At 60.6% G+C, this 16,444-nt stretch carries 18 protein-coding genes and 1 pseudogene; 9 read left to right on the forward strand and 10 right to left on the reverse strand.

Annotated features, from left to right (window positions below; genetic code table 11):
- The first annotated feature begins 346 nt into the window (after window positions 1-346).
- Window positions 347-1,186: a universal stress protein gene (locus G9463_RS09215; protein WP_165896528.1), complete on the forward strand. Its 840-nt coding sequence runs from the start codon at window positions 347-349 to the stop codon at window positions 1,184-1,186.
- 9 nt (window positions 1,187-1,195) lie between these two features.
- On the opposite strand, the gene G9463_RS09220 is transcribed toward G9463_RS09215, so the two are convergent.
- Genes G9463_RS09220 through G9463_RS09235 form a run of 4 tightly spaced genes read right to left on the reverse strand, consistent with a single transcriptional unit; the run spans window position 1,196 to window position 4,606 of the window.
- Window positions 1,196-2,377 (reverse strand): inorganic phosphate transporter, encoded by a 1,182-nt coding sequence (locus tag G9463_RS09220; RefSeq protein WP_165896529.1) that lies wholly within the window; start codon window positions 2,375-2,377, stop codon window positions 1,196-1,198.
- Window positions 2,378-2,396: 19 nt separating this feature from the next.
- On the reverse strand, window positions 2,397-2,867 hold the full coding sequence (locus G9463_RS09225; RefSeq protein WP_004966623.1) for a YeeE/YedE family protein: 471 nt from the start codon (window positions 2,865-2,867) through the stop codon (window positions 2,397-2,399).
- Window positions 2,867-3,358, reverse strand: coding sequence for a YeeE/YedE family protein (locus G9463_RS09230; protein WP_004966622.1), 492 nt, complete (start codon window positions 3,356-3,358; stop codon window positions 2,867-2,869). Before G9463_RS09230 ends, G9463_RS09225 begins: the two co-directional genes overlap by 1 nt.
- A gap of 6 nt (window positions 3,359-3,364) precedes the next feature.
- Complete coding sequence (locus G9463_RS09235) at window positions 3,365-4,606, reverse strand: MBL fold metallo-hydrolase (protein ID WP_165896530.1); 1,242 nt, start codon at window positions 4,604-4,606, stop codon at window positions 3,365-3,367.
- Between the two features lie 249 nt (window positions 4,607-4,855).
- On the opposite strand from G9463_RS09235, the gene G9463_RS09240 reads away from it, so the two are divergent.
- Genes G9463_RS09240 through G9463_RS09250 form a run of 3 tightly spaced genes read left to right on the forward strand, consistent with a single transcriptional unit; the run spans window position 4,856 to window position 6,427 of the window.
- Window positions 4,856-5,101 carry a sulfurtransferase TusA family protein gene (locus tag G9463_RS09240; protein WP_004966620.1) on the forward strand — a complete coding sequence of 82 codons (246 nt, stop codon included), beginning with the start codon at window positions 4,856-4,858 and terminating at the stop codon, window positions 5,099-5,101.
- Window position 5,102: 1 nt separating this feature from the next.
- The gene (locus G9463_RS09245; protein WP_004966619.1) at window positions 5,103-5,675 is read left to right on the forward strand and encodes a DsrE/DsrF/DrsH-like family protein; all 573 of its coding nucleotides are present in this window, start codon (window positions 5,103-5,105) and stop codon (window positions 5,673-5,675) included.
- Between the two features lie 41 nt (window positions 5,676-5,716).
- Window positions 5,717-6,427 (forward strand): type 1 glutamine amidotransferase, encoded by a 711-nt coding sequence (locus tag G9463_RS09250; RefSeq protein WP_007188604.1) that lies wholly within the window; start codon window positions 5,717-5,719, stop codon window positions 6,425-6,427.
- Between the two features lie 9 nt (window positions 6,428-6,436).
- Here G9463_RS09250 and G9463_RS23990 read toward each other — a convergent pair.
- Window positions 6,437-6,568 (reverse strand): annotated as a pseudogene (locus tag G9463_RS23990) (aminotransferase class V-fold PLP-dependent enzyme); the annotation flags it as partial.
- A gap of 183 nt (window positions 6,569-6,751) precedes the next feature.
- On the opposite strand from G9463_RS23990, the gene G9463_RS09255 reads away from it, so the two are divergent.
- Genes G9463_RS09255 through G9463_RS09265 form a run of 3 tightly spaced genes read left to right on the forward strand, consistent with a single transcriptional unit; the run spans window position 6,752 to window position 8,552 of the window.
- On the forward strand, window positions 6,752-7,000 hold the full coding sequence (locus G9463_RS09255) for a sulfurtransferase TusA family protein (protein WP_165896531.1): 249 nt from the start codon (window positions 6,752-6,754) through the stop codon (window positions 6,998-7,000).
- Window positions 6,997-8,142 carry an NAD(P)/FAD-dependent oxidoreductase gene (locus G9463_RS09260; RefSeq protein ID WP_165896532.1) on the forward strand — a complete coding sequence of 382 codons (1,146 nt, stop codon included), beginning with the start codon at window positions 6,997-6,999 and terminating at the stop codon, window positions 8,140-8,142. The genes G9463_RS09255 and G9463_RS09260 overlap by 4 nt, the downstream gene beginning before the upstream one ends.
- A gap of 11 nt (window positions 8,143-8,153) precedes the next feature.
- Window positions 8,154-8,552 (forward strand): hypothetical protein, encoded by a 399-nt coding sequence (locus G9463_RS09265; protein WP_007188601.1) that lies wholly within the window; start codon window positions 8,154-8,156, stop codon window positions 8,550-8,552.
- Between the two features lie 122 nt (window positions 8,553-8,674).
- On the opposite strand, the gene G9463_RS09270 is transcribed toward G9463_RS09265, so the two are convergent.
- The 3 genes from G9463_RS09270 to G9463_RS09280 form a co-directional block, all read right to left on the reverse strand.
- Entirely contained in the window at window positions 8,675-8,899 is a 225-nt protein-coding gene (locus G9463_RS09270; protein ID WP_004966614.1) for a DUF2892 domain-containing protein, read from the reverse strand.
- Between the two features lie 220 nt (window positions 8,900-9,119).
- On the reverse strand, window positions 9,120-9,530 hold the full coding sequence (trxA, locus tag G9463_RS09275) for a thioredoxin (protein ID WP_007188600.1): 411 nt from the start codon (window positions 9,528-9,530) through the stop codon (window positions 9,120-9,122).
- A 323-nt stretch (window positions 9,531-9,853) separates the two neighbouring features.
- Window positions 9,854-10,147, reverse strand: coding sequence for a hypothetical protein (locus G9463_RS09280; protein WP_240149991.1), 294 nt, complete (start codon window positions 10,145-10,147; stop codon window positions 9,854-9,856).
- 495 nt (window positions 10,148-10,642) lie between these two features.
- Here G9463_RS09280 and G9463_RS09285 point away from each other — a divergent pair, with 495 nt between their 5' ends.
- Window positions 10,643-12,208, forward strand: a complete 1,566-nt coding sequence (locus G9463_RS09285; protein WP_165896533.1) for an AarF/ABC1/UbiB kinase family protein — start codon at window positions 10,643-10,645, stop codon at window positions 12,206-12,208.
- Window positions 12,209-12,427: 219 nt separating this feature from the next.
- On the forward strand, window positions 12,428-13,666 hold the full coding sequence (locus G9463_RS09290) for an MgtC/SapB family protein (protein WP_165896534.1): 1,239 nt from the start codon (window positions 12,428-12,430) through the stop codon (window positions 13,664-13,666).
- A 133-nt stretch (window positions 13,667-13,799) separates the two neighbouring features.
- Here G9463_RS09290 and G9463_RS09295 read toward each other — a convergent pair whose 3' ends face one another.
- Window positions 13,800-16,220 (reverse strand): cation-translocating P-type ATPase, encoded by a 2,421-nt coding sequence (locus tag G9463_RS09295; protein ID WP_165896535.1) that lies wholly within the window; start codon window positions 16,218-16,220, stop codon window positions 13,800-13,802.
- 72 nt (window positions 16,221-16,292) lie between these two features.
- Window positions 16,293-16,444, reverse strand: a 152-nt coding sequence (locus G9463_RS09300) for a transposase (protein ID WP_165896536.1), incomplete at its 5' end; no start/stop codon positions are given.

Here is a 16,444-nt window from a genome sequence, read left to right on the forward strand (position 1 = left end):
ACGTATCATACTTTTCTACTCAATCACCCCTAATCGGAGGGTACTGATAACAGTTTTGGGACTGTCAAACAATATTATCGACGGGTATCACACCGCTATCCCACGGAGATATCTGCATACGTTATACAAATATCGGCCACATATGGTCACTGTTCAAAACCCTGCTTCTTGCCCGTAATAATGTTGCGCGCGCTGTTCTGTCGCGTTTATGTAATCGGCTCTCAGTACGGCGTGGCTACCTAGATTGACCTACCGTCAGGTGAGACAGCAGCTCTACAGACCAATCCAAATCTGACTGTCTTGTACAAACAAAACAATATTAACAGTTGGCTGCGTACTGTCGAGTATGAGAGCCATCTATGCGACAGACCTCTCGGCGGCGAGTGAAGCGGCGATACAGAACGAGACGTGTCTCGAGTGCCTCGGACGCATCGGTGTCGATACGGTCCACCTCGTCACCGTCATCCCATCGAACGTCCACGCAGGGATGCCGGGAATGAACTTCAGCAAGCGGCGCAAACAGGGACTTACGCGGTACCAGAATGTGATGGAGGACGCCGGGTTCGACACTGAGACCCACGTCGTGCGTGGGACTCCCCACCGCCGCATCAACGGTATCGCGGAGGCAGAGAAAGCCGACGTGACAATAATCGGGTCCCGGGGGCAGAGTCCACTCAATAACCGCGTCATTGGTTCCACTGCTCGGAACCTCGCGCGAACCACGGTGGTGCCGTTGCTGGTCAACCGCATCGAACGCAGTACAGACGAACCGGACGTGCTCAGGGAGCACCTGTTCCAGCGGGTGCTCTACGCGACTGACTTCTCTGAGAACGCAACGCGTGCCTTCGACGCGTTTCAGTATCTCCGCCACGCGACCCAGGAAGCGACGCTCGTCCACGTGGAATCACCGAAAGATGCGACGAGCGAGGCGGACCCATCTGAACAGCTTGCGTCGCTCGCCGACACACTGTCACAGTGGGACATCGAAACGAACGTCGAGGTCCGCCGTGGCGACCCCGCTGAGGAGATTCTCGATGTCGAAGCGGCCGTGACGCCAACGACAACGCTCGTCGGCTCTCGTGGCCAGAGCCGGATGCGCCGGCTGTTGCTCGGCAGCGTCTCCGAGGATATCGTCGCGCAGGCGACCGGGAACGTCTACCTCGTCCCGCCGCCACGAACCGCCTGAAATGGGGGGTCAGAGCGCGCCCATCGCGGTCATTGACCCGAAGCCAACGGCCAGCGCAAGCGTGAACGACCCGGCCCACGCGCCAACCGTGACTACAATCTTCTGTGGGTCGACCGCCTCGCTGCCGCCGACTGCGGCACCGCTTCCGATGATAGCGCTGACAATAATCTCGTTGAACGACACCGGCACACCGAGGAAGACGGCGAGTTGCGCGATGAGGAACGAGGGGACGAGCGCGGCGATAGAGCGCCGCGGGCCCAGCGAAGAATAGTCCTGTGCGAGCGATTTTATCATCCGTGGCGCGCCGGTCCACGACCCGACCAGAATTCCGAGGCCACCCCCCAGCAGGACGACCGCTGGCGAGAGCGCCCCAACCTCGTCCAGCAATGGGAGCAACGGACCGACCGCCAGCCCGACCTGACTCCCACCGGCTGAAAAGGCGACCAGAGAACCGAGCGCTAGCAGGACGTGTCTGAGTCCGCCCGCCTCGTCGTGGCGGATGTCTCGGTACACCGCGGCCCACACCACGGCGGCGACAGTGCCGGAGAGAACGACTGTCGCCACGACGCCGTCGATGCCGAGCAGTCGCTGGCCGAGGCTCGTCAGCGAACCGGGGCCGCCGCCGGACCCGAGAAACGCGAACTCGACGTTGGCCAGCACGACGCCGACCAGCGCCGCGAGCGTCGGAATGGTGGCCTTTTCGGGGGCATCAGACCGCGGCAGCACGCTCGCGATGGCGTAGGCGAAACCGCCGCCGACGACCGGTGTCAGGACCCAGACGGCACCGATTTGCTGGTACTTCCCCCAGACGGGGGTGCCACCGAGGGCCAGCCCGACACCGATGATTGCGCCGGTCACAGTAAACGCCGTCGCGATGGGGTAACCGGTGTAGATACCGACGGCCATGAGCCCAGCGCCGGCCAGCAGCGCGACGATGACCCCAGTGGCGGGAAGGGTGACGCCGCCGATGAGGCCGCGGCCGACCGCTTCCGAGACGTTCGACCCCTGTGTCACCGCGCCCGCGAGCCCGAAGATGCCGACGATGAACGCCGCCCGCATCGTCGAAATGGCGTTGGCACCGACAGCGGGCGCGAACGGCGTCGCGCCGCTAGAGCCAGCACCGATAACCCACGACATGAACAGGCTCGCGAGACCGGCGGTCAAGAAGAGCGCGAGAAGCTGGAGTTCCATTGTGAAAATCGGGGTACGTTCAGTCCGCTCCCGTGGGGGACGGGTCGACGCCGTCGGTTGCGCGGCTTCGCCACCACCCTTGTAGGTACGCACCGAGGAACATCCCCGCGAGCGCCCACAGAATAGTCACGTTTCCGATGCCGAGGCTGGCGTAGGCGGCACCCGGACAGATCCCGGAGAGCCCCCAGCCGACGCCGAATATCGCGCCGCCGATCAGCACGTTCCGGTCGAAGGACTTCAGCCGACGTTCGAATGGGTCGCCGGTCAGCGGTGCCCGGTCCAGCACGCGCGGCATGACAAAGAACACGATCCCTGTCACGGCCGCGCCGCCGAACATCACGAACAGCAGGCCGAAGTCCTCGAACTGGAGGAAGTTCAGCACCACCTCGGGACGGGCCATGTGGCTGTAGCCGAGGCCGAAGCCGAAGATGAGCCCGCCGACCAGCACGAGCGGGATGAACAGCGGGTGCCGGTCCGTCGACGTCGCCATTACGGCGTCACCCCCAGTGCGGCGACGACCTGTGCAGTCAGTATCGCGACCAGCAGGAAGGCGAGGACGCCCGCCAGTGACGTTTTCGAGGCCGATCCCACGCCACAGACGCCGTGGCCCGAGGTACAGCCCTTCCCGACGCGGGTTCCGATACCGACGAAGATGCCACCAAGCAACAGCCGCCACCAGGAGACATCCGTTGTCCACGCGCCACCCTGGTAGACGACCGCGTACACGGCCGCGCCGAGGATGATGCCGAGCGTGAACACGAGCCGCCAGTCACGAGAGGCGACGTACTGCTGGAACCGCGACTGGCCGGAGACGTACGACAGCGTCGATTCGAGGAACGTGCTCGCGCCGGCGCTAATGCCGGTGCCCACGTAGATTACCGCCGCGCCGAGACCGACGAAGAGGCCGCCGATGGCGTACCGGCTGATACCGTTGGGGAACAGCTCGGCGGCCAGTTGCAGCGGGACAGGGTCAGCTACCATCGACGGTTAGTCACCCGCGAGCGATTCCTGGCTCGCCGCGCAGTTGTTCGGTCCGAGTTCCAGCGTGAACGCCTCCTCGTCGTCGACGGTGTTCTGGCCGAGGTTCGTCGCGATGATGTCCTCGTAGTTCGCCGGTCGCGGTGGCATATCGGCCAGAATCGTCTCGACGAAGTCGTCCTCGTCCATAGTGAGAGCGTCCATCTCCTCGACAAGCTGGCCGATGGGTGCGGTGTAGGAGCCGTCGGAGGCCGGCTCGGCCGCGTCGCTGAAGTGCGCGCCCCCGATGAGCGTATCATCGGGCAGTGTCAGCACGCGCTCCTGCAATGACTCATAGAGCATCCGAGCTGCGTCGGGTGCGCCCTCGTCGCCCTCTTCGAGGTCCGGTCGGGCGACACTCTCGATGAAAAGCCCGTCACCGGTGGCGAGCAGGCTGTCGTCGACGAGATACGAAGTCATACCGGTCGTGTGGCCGGGCGTCGCGACGGTCTCGATGGTGACATCGCCGACCTCGAAGGTGTCGCCGTCCTCGGCAGTCGTCAGGTCGTCGGCGTCCTGCCGAGCTTGCGAGACAGGGCTCGCGGAGCTCTGCTCCGCGGCGTAGGTGACCCCGCGGTCCACGGCGGCTGCGGGGATGACGCCCTCGACGCCCGCCGCATCGAGGCCGCGGACCCCCGAAATGTGGTCCGCGTGGATGTGCGTGTCAAGCGCGTATTTCAGGTCGACGCCCAGCTCGTCAGCATCGTCGAAGTATCGGTCGGCAAAGGCGCGCAACGGGTCGATGATAGCGGCTTCGTCGTCGTCGTAGACCAGATAGCCGAGACAGCCGGAGGACGGCCGCTGGTACTGTAGGAGTGTGCCGGCTCCGTCGTAGTCAGTGACTTCGACGGTCTCGTAGATGCGCGCCCACCCGTTCATGCCGTCTTCGAGGTGGTGAACGTCGTAGCCGCGGTCTGCGAGTGTGCCCGCGACATACTCGCTGGCCCCACCTTTCGCACAGAGAACCGTGACTTCGCGGTCGTTCGGCACGTCCGCGATGATGTCTGCATCTAGCTCGTCTTCCAGAAAGTGGAAGTACGGGACGTTGATGGATTCGACGTTTTCCCCGTCGATGTGCCATTCCTCGTAGTCCCCGGACATACGCGCGTCGAGGATCGTGACCGACTCTCCGTCGTCGATACGCGATTTCAGCGTTTCGGGCGTGACCGATTCGACGTCTGCGTCCGGCGTCGGGAAGTCTTCAGCGTTCATGTAGTACACTCATTGCTACAGGGTTGAGGCATAAAAGAGTTTGTATAGAAATTCCCAATCTACACAATATCATTACGTTAGAGAACACCGATAAAGTACAGTTATGGTGTAAGAGACTCTCTTAAAGCCATATGAGAGCGCATTGTCCAAAGTTGGTGTTGCTAGAATAGCACAATAATCGATATTCTTTTAACTATCCACCCGATATTGTGTAGTAGCTCCAATACAGTAGCTGGAGTCTTTCCAACAATGAGTGAAGCATTCGACATCGCAGAGACGCTCGACGTGAAAGGTGCATCGTGCCCAATGCCGGTCGTCAAGACGAAACAGGCGATAGACGACCTCGCCGAGGGGTCAGTACTGGAGGTCATCGCGACCGACAGCGGCAGTATGAGTGACATCGAGGGCTGGGCCGAGGGAACGAACGGCGTGGCACTACTCGAACAGGTCGACGAAGGCGACGTGTACAAACACTACGTCGAGAAGACGGACTAAAATGAGCACGGACACACCATCGGCGGGCGACGGCGATTCGATGACCGAGGCGGAACTGCAGGCTCGGATCGAAGAACTCGAAGAGACCGTCGCCGACCTGGAAGCCGACGACGAACAAAAGAAAATGACCATCGTGGCGACCCAAGGGTCGTTTGACATGGCGTATCCGCCGCTCATTCTCGCCAGCACCGCGGCCGCGTTCGGCTGGGACGTGGTCGTGTTCCACACGTTCTGGGGTCTGGATATCCTCCACGAGGAGAAGTCCGAGAACCTCCAGTTGTCGGCCGTCGGTAACCCGAACATGCCGATGCCGAACGCGCTCGCGGCGCTGCCTGGCATGGACCGCATGGCGACGCGGATGATGGAAAAGCGTATCGACGACAACGGGACGGCGACGATCGACGAACTCATCGAGTTGTCGCTGGACCAGGGCGTCGAACTGCAGGCCTGTCAGATGACCATCGAACTGATGGACTACGACGAGGACGACTTCTACGACGACGTTACTGTCGGCGTCGGGGCGGCCACTGCGCTCCAGCATATGGCCGAGTCCGACATCCAACTGCTCGTCTGAGCGACGAGAGCCACTGAGCGGCTTTTCCCGGCCCCCCAAACATGAACCAGACAATCGCAATCGTCGATGCATCAGTCGGTGAGACACCCGCAGAACGAAACCTGACCCGGTCGCTTGACGCCGAGACGACGGTGTACAAAGTCAGCGATGGTCATCTCCCACCGGTGCCCGCGGGCGGCGACTGGCGGTACGACGGCGTGGTTATCAGTGGGTCACAGACATCGGTGTACGACGACCACGGCTGGATTCACGACCTCACGTCGTGGGTCCGGGACGTCCACCGGGCGGACGTACCAACCCTGGGAATTTGCTGGGGCCACCAGTTCCTTGCGCAGTCTCTCGGTGGGCGCGTGGTCGACATGGGCGAACACGAACTCGGATACCGAACAGTTCACCGGCGAGGCGAGGACCCGCTGTTTGCCGATATGTCGCCGTCGTTCACCGCGTTCCAGACACACTCTGACCGCGTCGCCGAACTGCCTGCGGGTGCGGTAGAACTGGCGCGAAACCAGTACGGCATACAGGCGTTTCGGCTCGGCACACGCTACGGCGTGCAGTTCCACCCCGAGTACGACCGCGAGACAGCCGAGTGGGTCATCGGCAACAAGGACCTCACCGACGACCGGCGGGAGGCAGTAACGGCAACGATTACTGATGAGTCGGTCGCAGCCGCCCGGGAGGCGACGACGGTATTCGAGAACTTCCTCGGACTGGTCGCCACCCATCAGCGGCGACCGGGTCGACTCGACTGACTCGGTACGTCAGAATTCCGCGGTCAGTGCCGTCGCAAGCCGGTCGACTTCTGACTCAGTATTGACCGCGTGTATCGACGCCCGCACCGCCGATGGCTCGGGTAGCGAACGGACGACGATGCCTTCACCGGCCAGCCGTTCGTCGGCCCCACCGGATTCTTGCCATCCTCCCCGCTCTGAAGTGCGGCACGTTCGCCCCGAACTTTACTTAAACTGGTGTGTGGTCACCGAGGGTGTTTGCGTATAGATAAACTGCTTTCTCACAGTCTTGGAACACCCATACATTATTAAATTCATAGCTTGCCTATGTACGGATGAGAAAGCATGACCACCAATCAAAGTCACACTGAGGCTGACACGACTGTCGACGCTCGGGGCGCGACCTGTCCGGGTCCGCTGATGGACCTCATCTCGGAGGTTCGGGCCGTCGATACCGGCTCCGTTATCGCCCTGTTGAGCGACGCCGAGAAGTCGCCGTCGGAGGTCCAGGAGTGGGCCGACGAGTCCGGCAACGAAGTCCTTGATATCGCCGATGAAGGCGACCACTACAGGATTCACGTGAAGAAACTATGACCGAACATATCGCAATCGTCGGTGGCGGCACCGGTGGTACCGTACTGGCGAACACCCTCGCGGAGAAACTCGATGCGGAGCTAGCCGCCGGCGAGGTCGAGATCACGCTATTCAACGACAGCGGGGACCACGTCTACAAGCCGGTCTGGCTCTACGTCGCTTTCGGACAGCGCGAACCTGCGGACGGCCGCCGGCCCCTTCGAGAGGTCGTCGATAACCGCGTCACCATCCGGCAGGACTACGTCGTTGATGTTGACCACGAGCGCAAAGAACTCGAACTTGTCGACGCTATCGACCCTGCGCCGTACGACAAACTTGTCGTCGCGACAGGGGCACAGCTCGAACCAGAGCGGGTTCCGGGCCTCGCCGAGGGCGGGCACCACTTCTACGGCGAAGACGGTTCCCAAGCTCTCCGTGACGAACTCTTGGAAATGAACGGCGGCCACATCGTCCTGAGCGTTGTCGGGACGCCACATATGTGTCCGGCCGCGCCGCTTGAGTTCACGTTCATGGTCGACGACTGGCTCCGAGAACGCGGCCGTCGGGACGCGTTCGACATCACCTACACCTACCCCATCATGCGGGTCCACGGAAACGAACACATCGCGGAGTGGGCCGACCCGCGACTCCGGGAGCGCGATATCGCCATTGAGACGATGTTCAACGCCGAGGCTGTCGACCCCGATGCGGAGACGATTACGTCGATGGAAGGGACGGAGCTGGACTACGACCTCCTCGTCGCCATCCCGCCACACACCGGCAGCGACTTCGTCGAGTCGGCCGGCCTCGGCGATGGAGGGTGGGTAGATGTCGACAAGCACACGCTCGAAGCGACCGGCTTCGACGACGTGTACGCCATCGGCGATGCCGCCCAGACCGGGGTCCCAAAGGCCGGGAGCGCGGCGCACTATCAGGCCCACGTCGTCGCTCAGCGACTCGCGAGTGAGGTCCGCGGCCAGCCAGCGACAGCTGTCTACAGCGGCAAGACCGTCTGCTTTATCGAGACTGGGATGGATGACGCCACGTTCGTCGAGTTCGACTACGAACGCCCGCCTGAGCCGAGTGAACCGAGTCGGGCCATGCACTGGTCGAAGCTTGCGTACAACGAATCCTACTGGCTCACAGCGCGGGGGCTACTCTGAGGTGACAAACAATGAGTGAACAACAATCATCGGCTGACGATCTGAGCGAGGAACTGACCACCGCCATCGAGGAGAACCCCGAGGCCTTCGCCACGTTCGTCCGCAATCTCGATACGGTCAACGAACTGGTCGAAGTAGCCGAACTCGGGACCGCTGCGATGGACGACGAGATGGTCACCTCCCTCGCCGGGACTGGCGCCTCGCTCGGCGAACTCGCCGAGACAGCCGCCAGTGATGACACACGAGGCGCGCTACAGACTGTCCTCGGCGCACTCGGCGACGCGAACTCCAGCGGGCCAGTCGATCTGCACGATGTCTGGGATGGGATTCGAAGCGGCGAGTTTCTTACCGGCATCCGATACGTGCTCGCCATCGTCCGGTCGCTCGGTCGTGCGGTCCAGAACCAGTGAAATCGTATTTTTCGTCATTGCCAGATGCCTGGCCACCTGTCTGAGAATAGGCTGACCGGGAACCTCGATTCGAAGAATCAGTCGCTGCTCGGTGTGAGCCGATCAGGCCCCGCCCCGATTGTTCACCGGGTGTCGACAGAGCAGGTGTCGACACCCAGGAGTCCGTACAGCCCGCAGAATCCGGTGAAGCCAGTGACGAGCAATAGCACCGCGGCGAGCCCGAGCACAGGTGCAAGTATTGCTGGCAGCGGAACGGTGCTGGCGAGGATACCGAGCGATACCAGCCCCGCGATGGCACCGATGAGGATTCTGGCAGTCTTGTCTGTCGAACCGACGTTACGCTCCATACAACACACTTAGTCCTCCAAGAACAATAACTCTTTGATTGTACAATATAAACAATAGTAGCTCTGTTGAAACACTGGGTCGCTACCAGCGCTCAGAAGCCATACTGGCTAAAGTCCAAGCCGGTTAGCGATCTTCCGCTGGCGATTGAGACGTGAATCCACCAATACACCAGATGTGACTCCAGTGCGGTAGCAAACTGGGATGACACAGCCGAGAGAATCAGGTGTAGCTCTCGATGAGCGACCGGAGCTGCGGTTCCTGTTGCATCCCCACTAAGCGCTCGACCGGCTCGCCATCAGCGAACAGCAACAGCGTCGGTACGCTACGGACGCCGTATTTGGCTGCCAACTGCTGGTTTGCGTCGATGTCGACTTTCGCTACGGTCGCGGCGGTGCCAGCGGCGATGCGCTCGACGACGGGTTCGAGTTGCTTGCACGGGCCACACCAGTCGGCGTAGAAGTCCACGAGGACGACCCCATCATCAACGGTGTCCTGTAGGTCGCCTGCGCCGTGGACGTGGACTGGTTCGGCTGCCGACTCGCTGTTCTCGTTCTCAGCAGCGGTCCCTCGCTCTCCGTTTCTGAGCTCTTCGAGCTTCTTCTGTCGGATCTCTGCTAGCTCGTCGGTCATCACCGTTTAGTATGCGCTCGTGGCGTTTATTTGTTTTGCAGCTACCGCACAATACCGCGCTCTGGAACGGGGCCCTGAGTTCGTTGCGACACACTCGCGAGTCATCTCGCCGACACCTGTATTCGCCAGGTAGTTCGGACACGCACGGACTAACTTCCGATTATGACTGTTCATCCGTCCACCACTCCACATTTCCTGTGAAATCTGGTCGCTATCTGGTGGTATTTTACTGGAAACAGTGGTGTGTCCAGAACCGTGGCAGTAGCGTGATAGCGCTCGTCATTAATGACACTGGTTTCATGTCTGGCCGTCACCGCAGTCAGTTAGGTAGAGCCGGTGATGATATCTGCCACCCGCTGCCGGTCGAACACTGTCTCCTCGGAAAACTCGTTGGAGTAGATCCGCTGGGCCGCGGCTTCGGTCTGGAAGAGGTTGATGATCGGCCCCTGATCAAGATATCCACCACGGTAGACTGCGTCGTTCTGGACAGCGGTCAGTTCGCTGGCGACAGGGTTGTTCCGCAGCGAGTCGACGATGGTCTCCTCGAAGGTCGCCTGATCCTTTTCAACCTGTCCACGGACCAGCAGAACATCCTTGCTGGTGTGTTGACTGAGCAACCATATTGTGCAATTGTCAGCTAAATGTATTAACTTCATGTGGGTTTCCCAATATTACGGAATCAGGCAGAACGAATATAATTGGTTATGTTATACGTTCAATACTGGGAGCGGGAAGGGATCAATCCAGGCCTTCACTGAGCAACTATGTAGCTGGGACTCTCCTTTAGGAAGTCGCAACGGTTACAAAACAGCGGATAACACAATATATCCTATAAGATGAGATCACAGATATTCCGTGCGTTCTTTCGGTTTCCTTGATCGCTTCTATCGATAGTATTCGATATGTGAGACTGATTCCGTCGAGTTCGTTATCTGCTCGTTCGGCTGTTTCATCAAGTTCGAAGATATTCTAGCAAATCAGCACTTAATGCAATCCTAAGAGACTAGATATCCGAGGGGATCCAGTTTTCCTCCATTTATATATGCCACTTGATCGAAACCAGTGTATGTACTGTCAATTGACGCTCCTCAACCGCTATTCACTCCGATAGAATGAGCGGGTTGTTTCGCCGGTACTTGATCGTTCTCGTCCGGTTTTTCCCATTCGCGCTGGCATTTCTCCGCGATCGGCGGCGGTTCATCCTGTTTGGCTCACGAAGGCAGGTCCCGGACGAGGCCCATCGACAGCGAGCCGAGCAGATCCGGGATACGATGCTCGAACTCGGACCGGCGTTCATCAAAGTCGGGCAGGTACTCTCGACACGCCCCGATATCGTCCCGCCGGTCTATGCCGACGTATTCGGAACCCTCCAAGACGAGGTCCCCGAGGGCGCGGGGGGAGATCCAAAGCACGTCATTGCACAAGAGCTTGGCGACGAACTCGATCAGTCGACACTCGAACCGGTCGCCGGCGGGTCGCTCGCGTACGTCTATACGGCGACCTACCGAGGTGAGCGAATCGCACTGAAGGTGCGACGACCTGAACTGAAGCCCATGATTACGCGTGACCTTCGGGTCGTCCGGGGGCTGGTTCCGTTGATTCGCCCCTTCGCTACCGAGCGCCAGCAGTATTCGATCGAAAATGCGGCTGACGATTTTGAGGACATAATTCTGGACGAACTGGACTTCGACCGCGAAGCGACGGTCATGGCTGACATCAGGGAGAATTTCGACGGCGATGAGCGAGTCGTGATCCCTGCCGTCTATGAAGACCTGTGCTCGGAACGAGTGCTAGCGATGGAGTATCTGACCGGGCAGAAAGTAACCGACGGCAACGCCTTCGACGGTATCGATATGACGCCACACGAGATGGCGACACGGATCATCAATGTGTATCTAGAGATGGGACTCGTCGACGGCGTGTTCCACGCTGATCCCCATCCGGGTAACCTCGCCGTCACAGACGACGGCCGTCTGTTGCTCTTCGATTTCGGCATGAACGAACGCCTTCCACCCACGGTTCAGGAGGACATTGTCGCGCTCTATCGGGCACTCGTCCGTCGTGACGTGGATGATCTGGTAGATGCGCTTGTCGCGCTCGATGTCCTTGAGCCACACGTCAACCGTGCTGAGGTCGGCCGGGTGCTTGCGCTCGTCATCGAGAACCTCGAAGGCCGCTCAGAAATCACTTGGCGGATGATAATTACGGAATTGACGACAAATCTCCGTGCGTTCCCATTCCGGATTCCGCCGGACGTAATGTTACTCATCCGGGTCGGGACCGTCGGTGAGGGTGTCTGTCGGCAGCTCGATCCGGAGTTTGACTTTCTCGCCGCTGTGCGCTCATTCCTCGTCGAACAGGGGCTCATCGAGAACGAACTCAATGCACTCATCGAGGAAACGCGGGCAGATATTCGCCGGTCGCTTCCTGCACTGGCACGGGTCCCCTCTCGGGTCGATAGAACGTTGTCCCGGCTTGAGCGGGGCGAACTGGTCGTCCGTACAGACCCGGTTGAGGGACGCGGAACGGGTGCACAGAAGCTCGGCTACGCGGTGGTTGCCGGCGCGCTCATCGTGGCCGCAGCGATTCTGACGTTCCACGAGCGCCCGTACGAAATCCCCGTGGGTGCCGCCGCAGCCGGCTTTCTGCTGTTCTATCTTGTCGACATCGGGTCATAATTTTCAGATTCACCGGGTCCCAGAAGAACAGACGGCAATTCGCTCGAGGAACAGGACAGAGAGTGACAGCACGGGGAGACGGTCATCTGAAATGGCTCGTCCAGTTTTCTGCCCTCCAAATAACTCGAACCGAGCATGGTCCCATAGCACCCACAGTAGACAATTGATTCCGGGCCTCACACCCGAAGTTTGACAACTTGGAGGACTGAACTCTAGAGAATGGTCGAGATCATCGACTCGCTTCTCCTTCGTCTCCTCGTTGCATTCGGTATTGGCGCTCTCATCGGACTGGAACGGGAACAGGCGGAATCTGGGGGAATGTTCGCCGGCAGCCGGACGTTTCCGCTGTTTGCCCTCGCCGGCGCAACCGTTCAGGCGTTCTTTCCTGCCCTCTTCCCTGTCACAGTCCTCGCTATTGCAATCCTCCTGACCGTCGCGTATGCCGGGAAAGTTCTGACCGAAGGAGATATCGGACTCACGACGGTGACTGCTGCATTGCTCACTGTCCTTCTGGGCGCGTTAGCAGTGTCCTCCGAACGCGGGACGGTCTTCGCGATCATTCTCGGCGGGCTTGTCACTATCCTCCTGTCTGCGAAGCCGACGATCCACAGGTTCGTCGACCAGATTGACGAACGTGAACGCCGTGCGTCCCTCAAATTCATCCTCGTCGTGTTGGTCGTGCTGCCAATTCTGCCTGATCGTGAACTCGATGTGCTGTATGGTATCAATCCACGGTTTATCTGGGTGATGGTCGGCTTTGTCACCGGGCTGAGCTTCGTTGCCTACATCTTGAGTCGGGCTGTCGGAGCCAAGCGAGGAATTGCCCTCACGGGAATCCTTGGCGGATTCGTCTCTTCAACCGCGACGACGGTCTCAGTGGCCGAGCGAATCAGTGAAACTCCCGACCTCTACAGGATCGGCTCGTTTTCGGTTGTTGTCGCATCGATTGTCATGTTTCCGCGCGCACTCCTCGAGGTCGCTGTCGTGAACCGGGCACTCCTCCCTCAAGTCGCTGTGCCGCTCGGAGTGATGACTGGTGTTGGCGTGTGTATCGCCGGCATCGTCTACTGGCAATCGACCACAGAGTCGGCGGTCGAGACCGATCTCACGAACCCGTTTCGTCTCCGACCGGCACTGTTTTTCGGCGCTGTCTTCGCGATCGTGCTCCTGGTGTCCCAGTCCGCAAATACCTGGTTCGGCGATTCGGGTATCTACGTGACTGCGTTTCTTTCGGGGCTTGCTGACGTCGATGCGATCACGCTTACGCTGAGCGCACTCGAAGCGGACGGTGAGATCTCTGCCAGAGTCGCAACTACCGGTATCGTCATCGGTGCTATTGCGAATACGCTCACAAAGGCCGGCCTCGCGTGGCTACTGGGGACGGTCGAACTGGGCCGGCGGGTGACGGTCGCTCTTGGCGTCGTCGCCGCCGCTGGCATCGTTGTCGTCGTCCTGTGATTCGCTACGCTAGCGGAGCTACGTCGCTCTCAAGAGAGCGCGTCTAAAAGCCTGTACCGACTGCGGTCACACAACTCTGGTGTCGCGACGGTCTCAGAATAGCTATGGACGTGAGTGGTGAGGTGGCGAAACGTCAGGCGTCGAAAAACCGGTCAGGCTTGATTCGCGATAGCCGCATCGCGTTTCCGGTGACGCCGAGGCTCATCCCCATGTCGCCGACCACGACCGCGAGCGCGACGCTTACCAGTCCCAGTGGGACGCCCAGTGCGAGCAGGAGCTTCACGCCGAGGCTCACCCAGATATTCTGCCGGATCACGTCGGTGGCGGTGTGTGACAGCTCGTACAGGTAAGGGAGCTTCCCGATGTCATCGCCCATCAGTGCGATATCCGCAGTTTCCAGCGCGGTGTCGGTGCCGGCAGCACCCATCGCAATGCCGACCTCTGCGGTGGCGAGTGCTGGTGCGTCGTTGATCCCGTCGCCGACCATCGCCACCGTACCGTACTCCGCCTGCAACTCCTCGACCGCATCGACCTTCTCGTCTGGCAGGAGTTCGGCGCGATACTCGTCGACACCGACCGTGTCGGCGATGGCGCGGGCGGTGCCTTCGTTGTCGCCAGTCAGCATCACGACACGCTCGATACCGAGCGCCTGTAAGCGCTCGACAGCCTGTTTTGAGGCGGGGCGTACCTCGTCGGCGATAGCGATGGCACCCAGCAGTTCCGAGTCCGTTCCGACGATAATGACTGTCTTGCCCTCCCGCTCCAGTGCGGCGAGTGTATTCCCGGCGAATGCCCCGCCACCGGACGCAGGTGTCTCTTCCGACACGACGCCACCGTCAGACCGATGATCTGAGGAGTCCCCGGTCGCTCCGCTCCTGAGGACACCGTCTGCCTCGCGGCGAGTACGTGAGAGGTCGAAGCCCACCTCCTCGAAGAGCGCAGGCTTGCCCGCGTAATATATCTCGCCGTCAATCTCTCCGCGGATACCCTTTCCGGTGAGAGTCTCGAAGCCAGTCACTGCAGGCAGGTCCTCTACACCGTCCTCGGTGGCACGGGTGAGAATCGCCGTGGCGATCGGATGCTCGCTGCGACGTTCCAGTCCGGCGGCGTGACTGAGGAGCGTCGCCGCGTCGGTGTCGCCGGCAGGGACAACATCGGTGACAGCGAGTTCGCCTTTCGTGAGCGTCCCCGTCTTGTCGACGGCGACAGCGTCGACCTCGCCCATCGCCTCGAGATAGTTGCCGCCTTTGATGAGAACGCCGTTCTTTGCGGCGCTGGTGATGCCCGAGACCACCGAGACGGGCGTCGAAATAACGAACGCACAGGGGCAGGCAATCACCAGCAGCGTGAGCCCACGGATGAACCACGTCTGCCAGTCGCCGACGAACGTGACTCTATACCCCGCTACAGCCACTGACACTGGGTCGGTGATGACCAGTGGCGGGATGGCGGCGGTCAGAATCGCCAGCACAACGACGGCTGGCGTGTAGTAGCCCGAGAACCGGTCGACAAACTGCTCAGTGTCGGTCTTTTTCGCCTGTGCGCCCTGCACCATCTCGATAATGCGCGAGAGCGTCGAGTCGCCCGCCGTCGACGTGACCGTCACTTCGAGGTATCCCTCTTCGTTGATTGCGCCGGCGTAGACATCGTCACCGGCGACCTTGTCGACGGGGACACTTTCGCCGGTGATCGGTGACTGGTCGACCGCGCTCTCGCCCTCGACGACCGTGCCGTCAAGCGGGATCTTGTCACCGGGGCGGACGGCCACAGTCTCACCCACCTCTACCTCGTCGGCGGGCACCGTCACTTCCTCGCCATCGCGCACAACGGTGGCCTCGTCAGGTGACAGTTCCATCAGTTCACGCAGAGAGTCTCGTGCCCTGTCCATCGCGTAGTCTTCGAGCAGTTCTGCAATGCTGAACAGGACGGCCAGCGTCGCAGCCTCAACGAAATAACCGATGCCGGTCGCGGCGATGATAGCCGTGCCCATCAGCAGGTCGATATCGAGACTTAGATTCTTCGCAGAGTAGTAGCCACTGCGGACGACGGGGACACCGCTGACGGCGACGGCTCCCAGAAACAGGGCGTCGGCAACGGACAGCGGATACCCGAGAGCGCTTGCTACCGCGACGTTCTGTGCCGTCAGGAGAAATTTGAACAGGAGACCGAACGTGACCAGCGCTGCGCCGAGCCACGTCTTCTTCGCGCGAGGACTCGTCCAGACCTCCGACGGCGGCGCGATATCGGCACCGCCACCCGTCTCCGCTTGCTCATCGGCGTCGGAGTCCGGGCCGCCGCTGACCTCGTAGCCAGCAGCCTCAATCGCCTTGACCACGTCTGTCCCGCTGGTGCGCTCAGGGTCGTACGTGACAGCGGCCGTTCCCGTGGTCGGCTGGAGGGTGGCGTCGACAACGCCGTCAACGCGCTGGAGGCTCTTATCTACCTTCTGGGCGCAGGAGGGACAATCCATCTCGGGGACTGTGAGGCGGACAGTCCGCTCCTGTCGCTGACCGTCGCCACCCGCCCCCTCCGCCGCATCCGGATTCTCTGTCATTACTTCATGATTGGTGCGTGAGTTCGATAAGGCTTTATTGGGCCGTGGTGAATCGCCAGACGGAGCTTGATTTCACTGTTTCAGAGACTGCTTGATATTGTGAACGACACACATCAAAACGAGTTCACGAAATTCACCGTACCAAGTTCGCGCACGCACGGCGTCGCCGAGCGTGCGCTTAATCGTGGAGAAGACGGTCTCACACATCGCTCGTTGGCGGTATC

It is taken from the genome of Haloarcula sp. JP-Z28 (assembly GCF_011440255.1).
In the GTDB taxonomy this organism is placed as follows: Archaea; Halobacteriota; Halobacteria; order Halobacteriales; family Haloarculaceae; genus Haloarcula; species Haloarcula marismortui.

What these genes read in the sequence shown, in the direction of transcription:
- G9463_RS09225 (WP_004966623.1), bottom strand. Translation starts at nt 2,867, where the DNA reads ATGGCGACGTCGACGGACCGGCACCCGCTGTTCATCCCGCTCGTGCTG.
- G9463_RS09230 (WP_004966622.1), bottom strand. Translation starts at nt 3,358, where the DNA reads ATGGTAGCTGACCCTGTCCCGCTGCAACTGGCCGCCGAGCTGTTCCCC.
- G9463_RS09290 (WP_165896534.1), top strand. Translation starts at nt 12,428, where the DNA reads ATGGTCGAGATCATCGACTCGCTTCTCCTTCGTCTCCTCGTTGCATTC.
- G9463_RS09255 (WP_165896531.1), top strand. Translation starts at nt 6,752, where the DNA reads ATGACCACCAATCAAAGTCACACTGAGGCTGACACGACTGTCGACGCT.
- G9463_RS09265 (WP_007188601.1), top strand. Translation starts at nt 8,154, where the DNA reads ATGAGTGAACAACAATCATCGGCTGACGATCTGAGCGAGGAACTGACC.
- G9463_RS09220 (WP_165896529.1), bottom strand. Translation starts at nt 2,377, where the DNA reads ATGGAACTCCAGCTTCTCGCGCTCTTCTTGACCGCCGGTCTCGCGAGC.
- G9463_RS09295 (WP_165896535.1), bottom strand. Translation starts at nt 16,220, where the DNA reads ATGACAGAGAATCCGGATGCGGCGGAGGGGGCGGGTGGCGACGGTCAG.
- G9463_RS09245 (WP_004966619.1), top strand. Translation starts at nt 5,103, where the DNA reads ATGAGCACGGACACACCATCGGCGGGCGACGGCGATTCGATGACCGAG.
- trxA (WP_007188600.1), bottom strand. Translation starts at nt 9,530, where the DNA reads ATGACCGACGAGCTAGCAGAGATCCGACAGAAGAAGCTCGAAGAGCTC.
- G9463_RS09240 (WP_004966620.1), top strand. Translation starts at nt 4,856, where the DNA reads ATGAGTGAAGCATTCGACATCGCAGAGACGCTCGACGTGAAAGGTGCA.
- G9463_RS09235 (WP_165896530.1), bottom strand. Translation starts at nt 4,606, where the DNA reads ATGAACGCTGAAGACTTCCCGACGCCGGACGCAGACGTCGAATCGGTC.
- G9463_RS09215 (WP_165896528.1), top strand. Translation starts at nt 347, where the DNA reads ATGAGAGCCATCTATGCGACAGACCTCTCGGCGGCGAGTGAAGCGGCG.
- G9463_RS09260 (WP_165896532.1), top strand. Translation starts at nt 6,997, where the DNA reads ATGACCGAACATATCGCAATCGTCGGTGGCGGCACCGGTGGTACCGTA.
- G9463_RS09250 (WP_007188604.1), top strand. Translation starts at nt 5,717, where the DNA reads ATGAACCAGACAATCGCAATCGTCGATGCATCAGTCGGTGAGACACCC.
- G9463_RS09285 (WP_165896533.1), top strand. Translation starts at nt 10,643, where the DNA reads ATGAGCGGGTTGTTTCGCCGGTACTTGATCGTTCTCGTCCGGTTTTTC.
- G9463_RS09270 (WP_004966614.1), bottom strand. Translation starts at nt 8,899, where the DNA reads ATGGAGCGTAACGTCGGTTCGACAGACAAGACTGCCAGAATCCTCATC.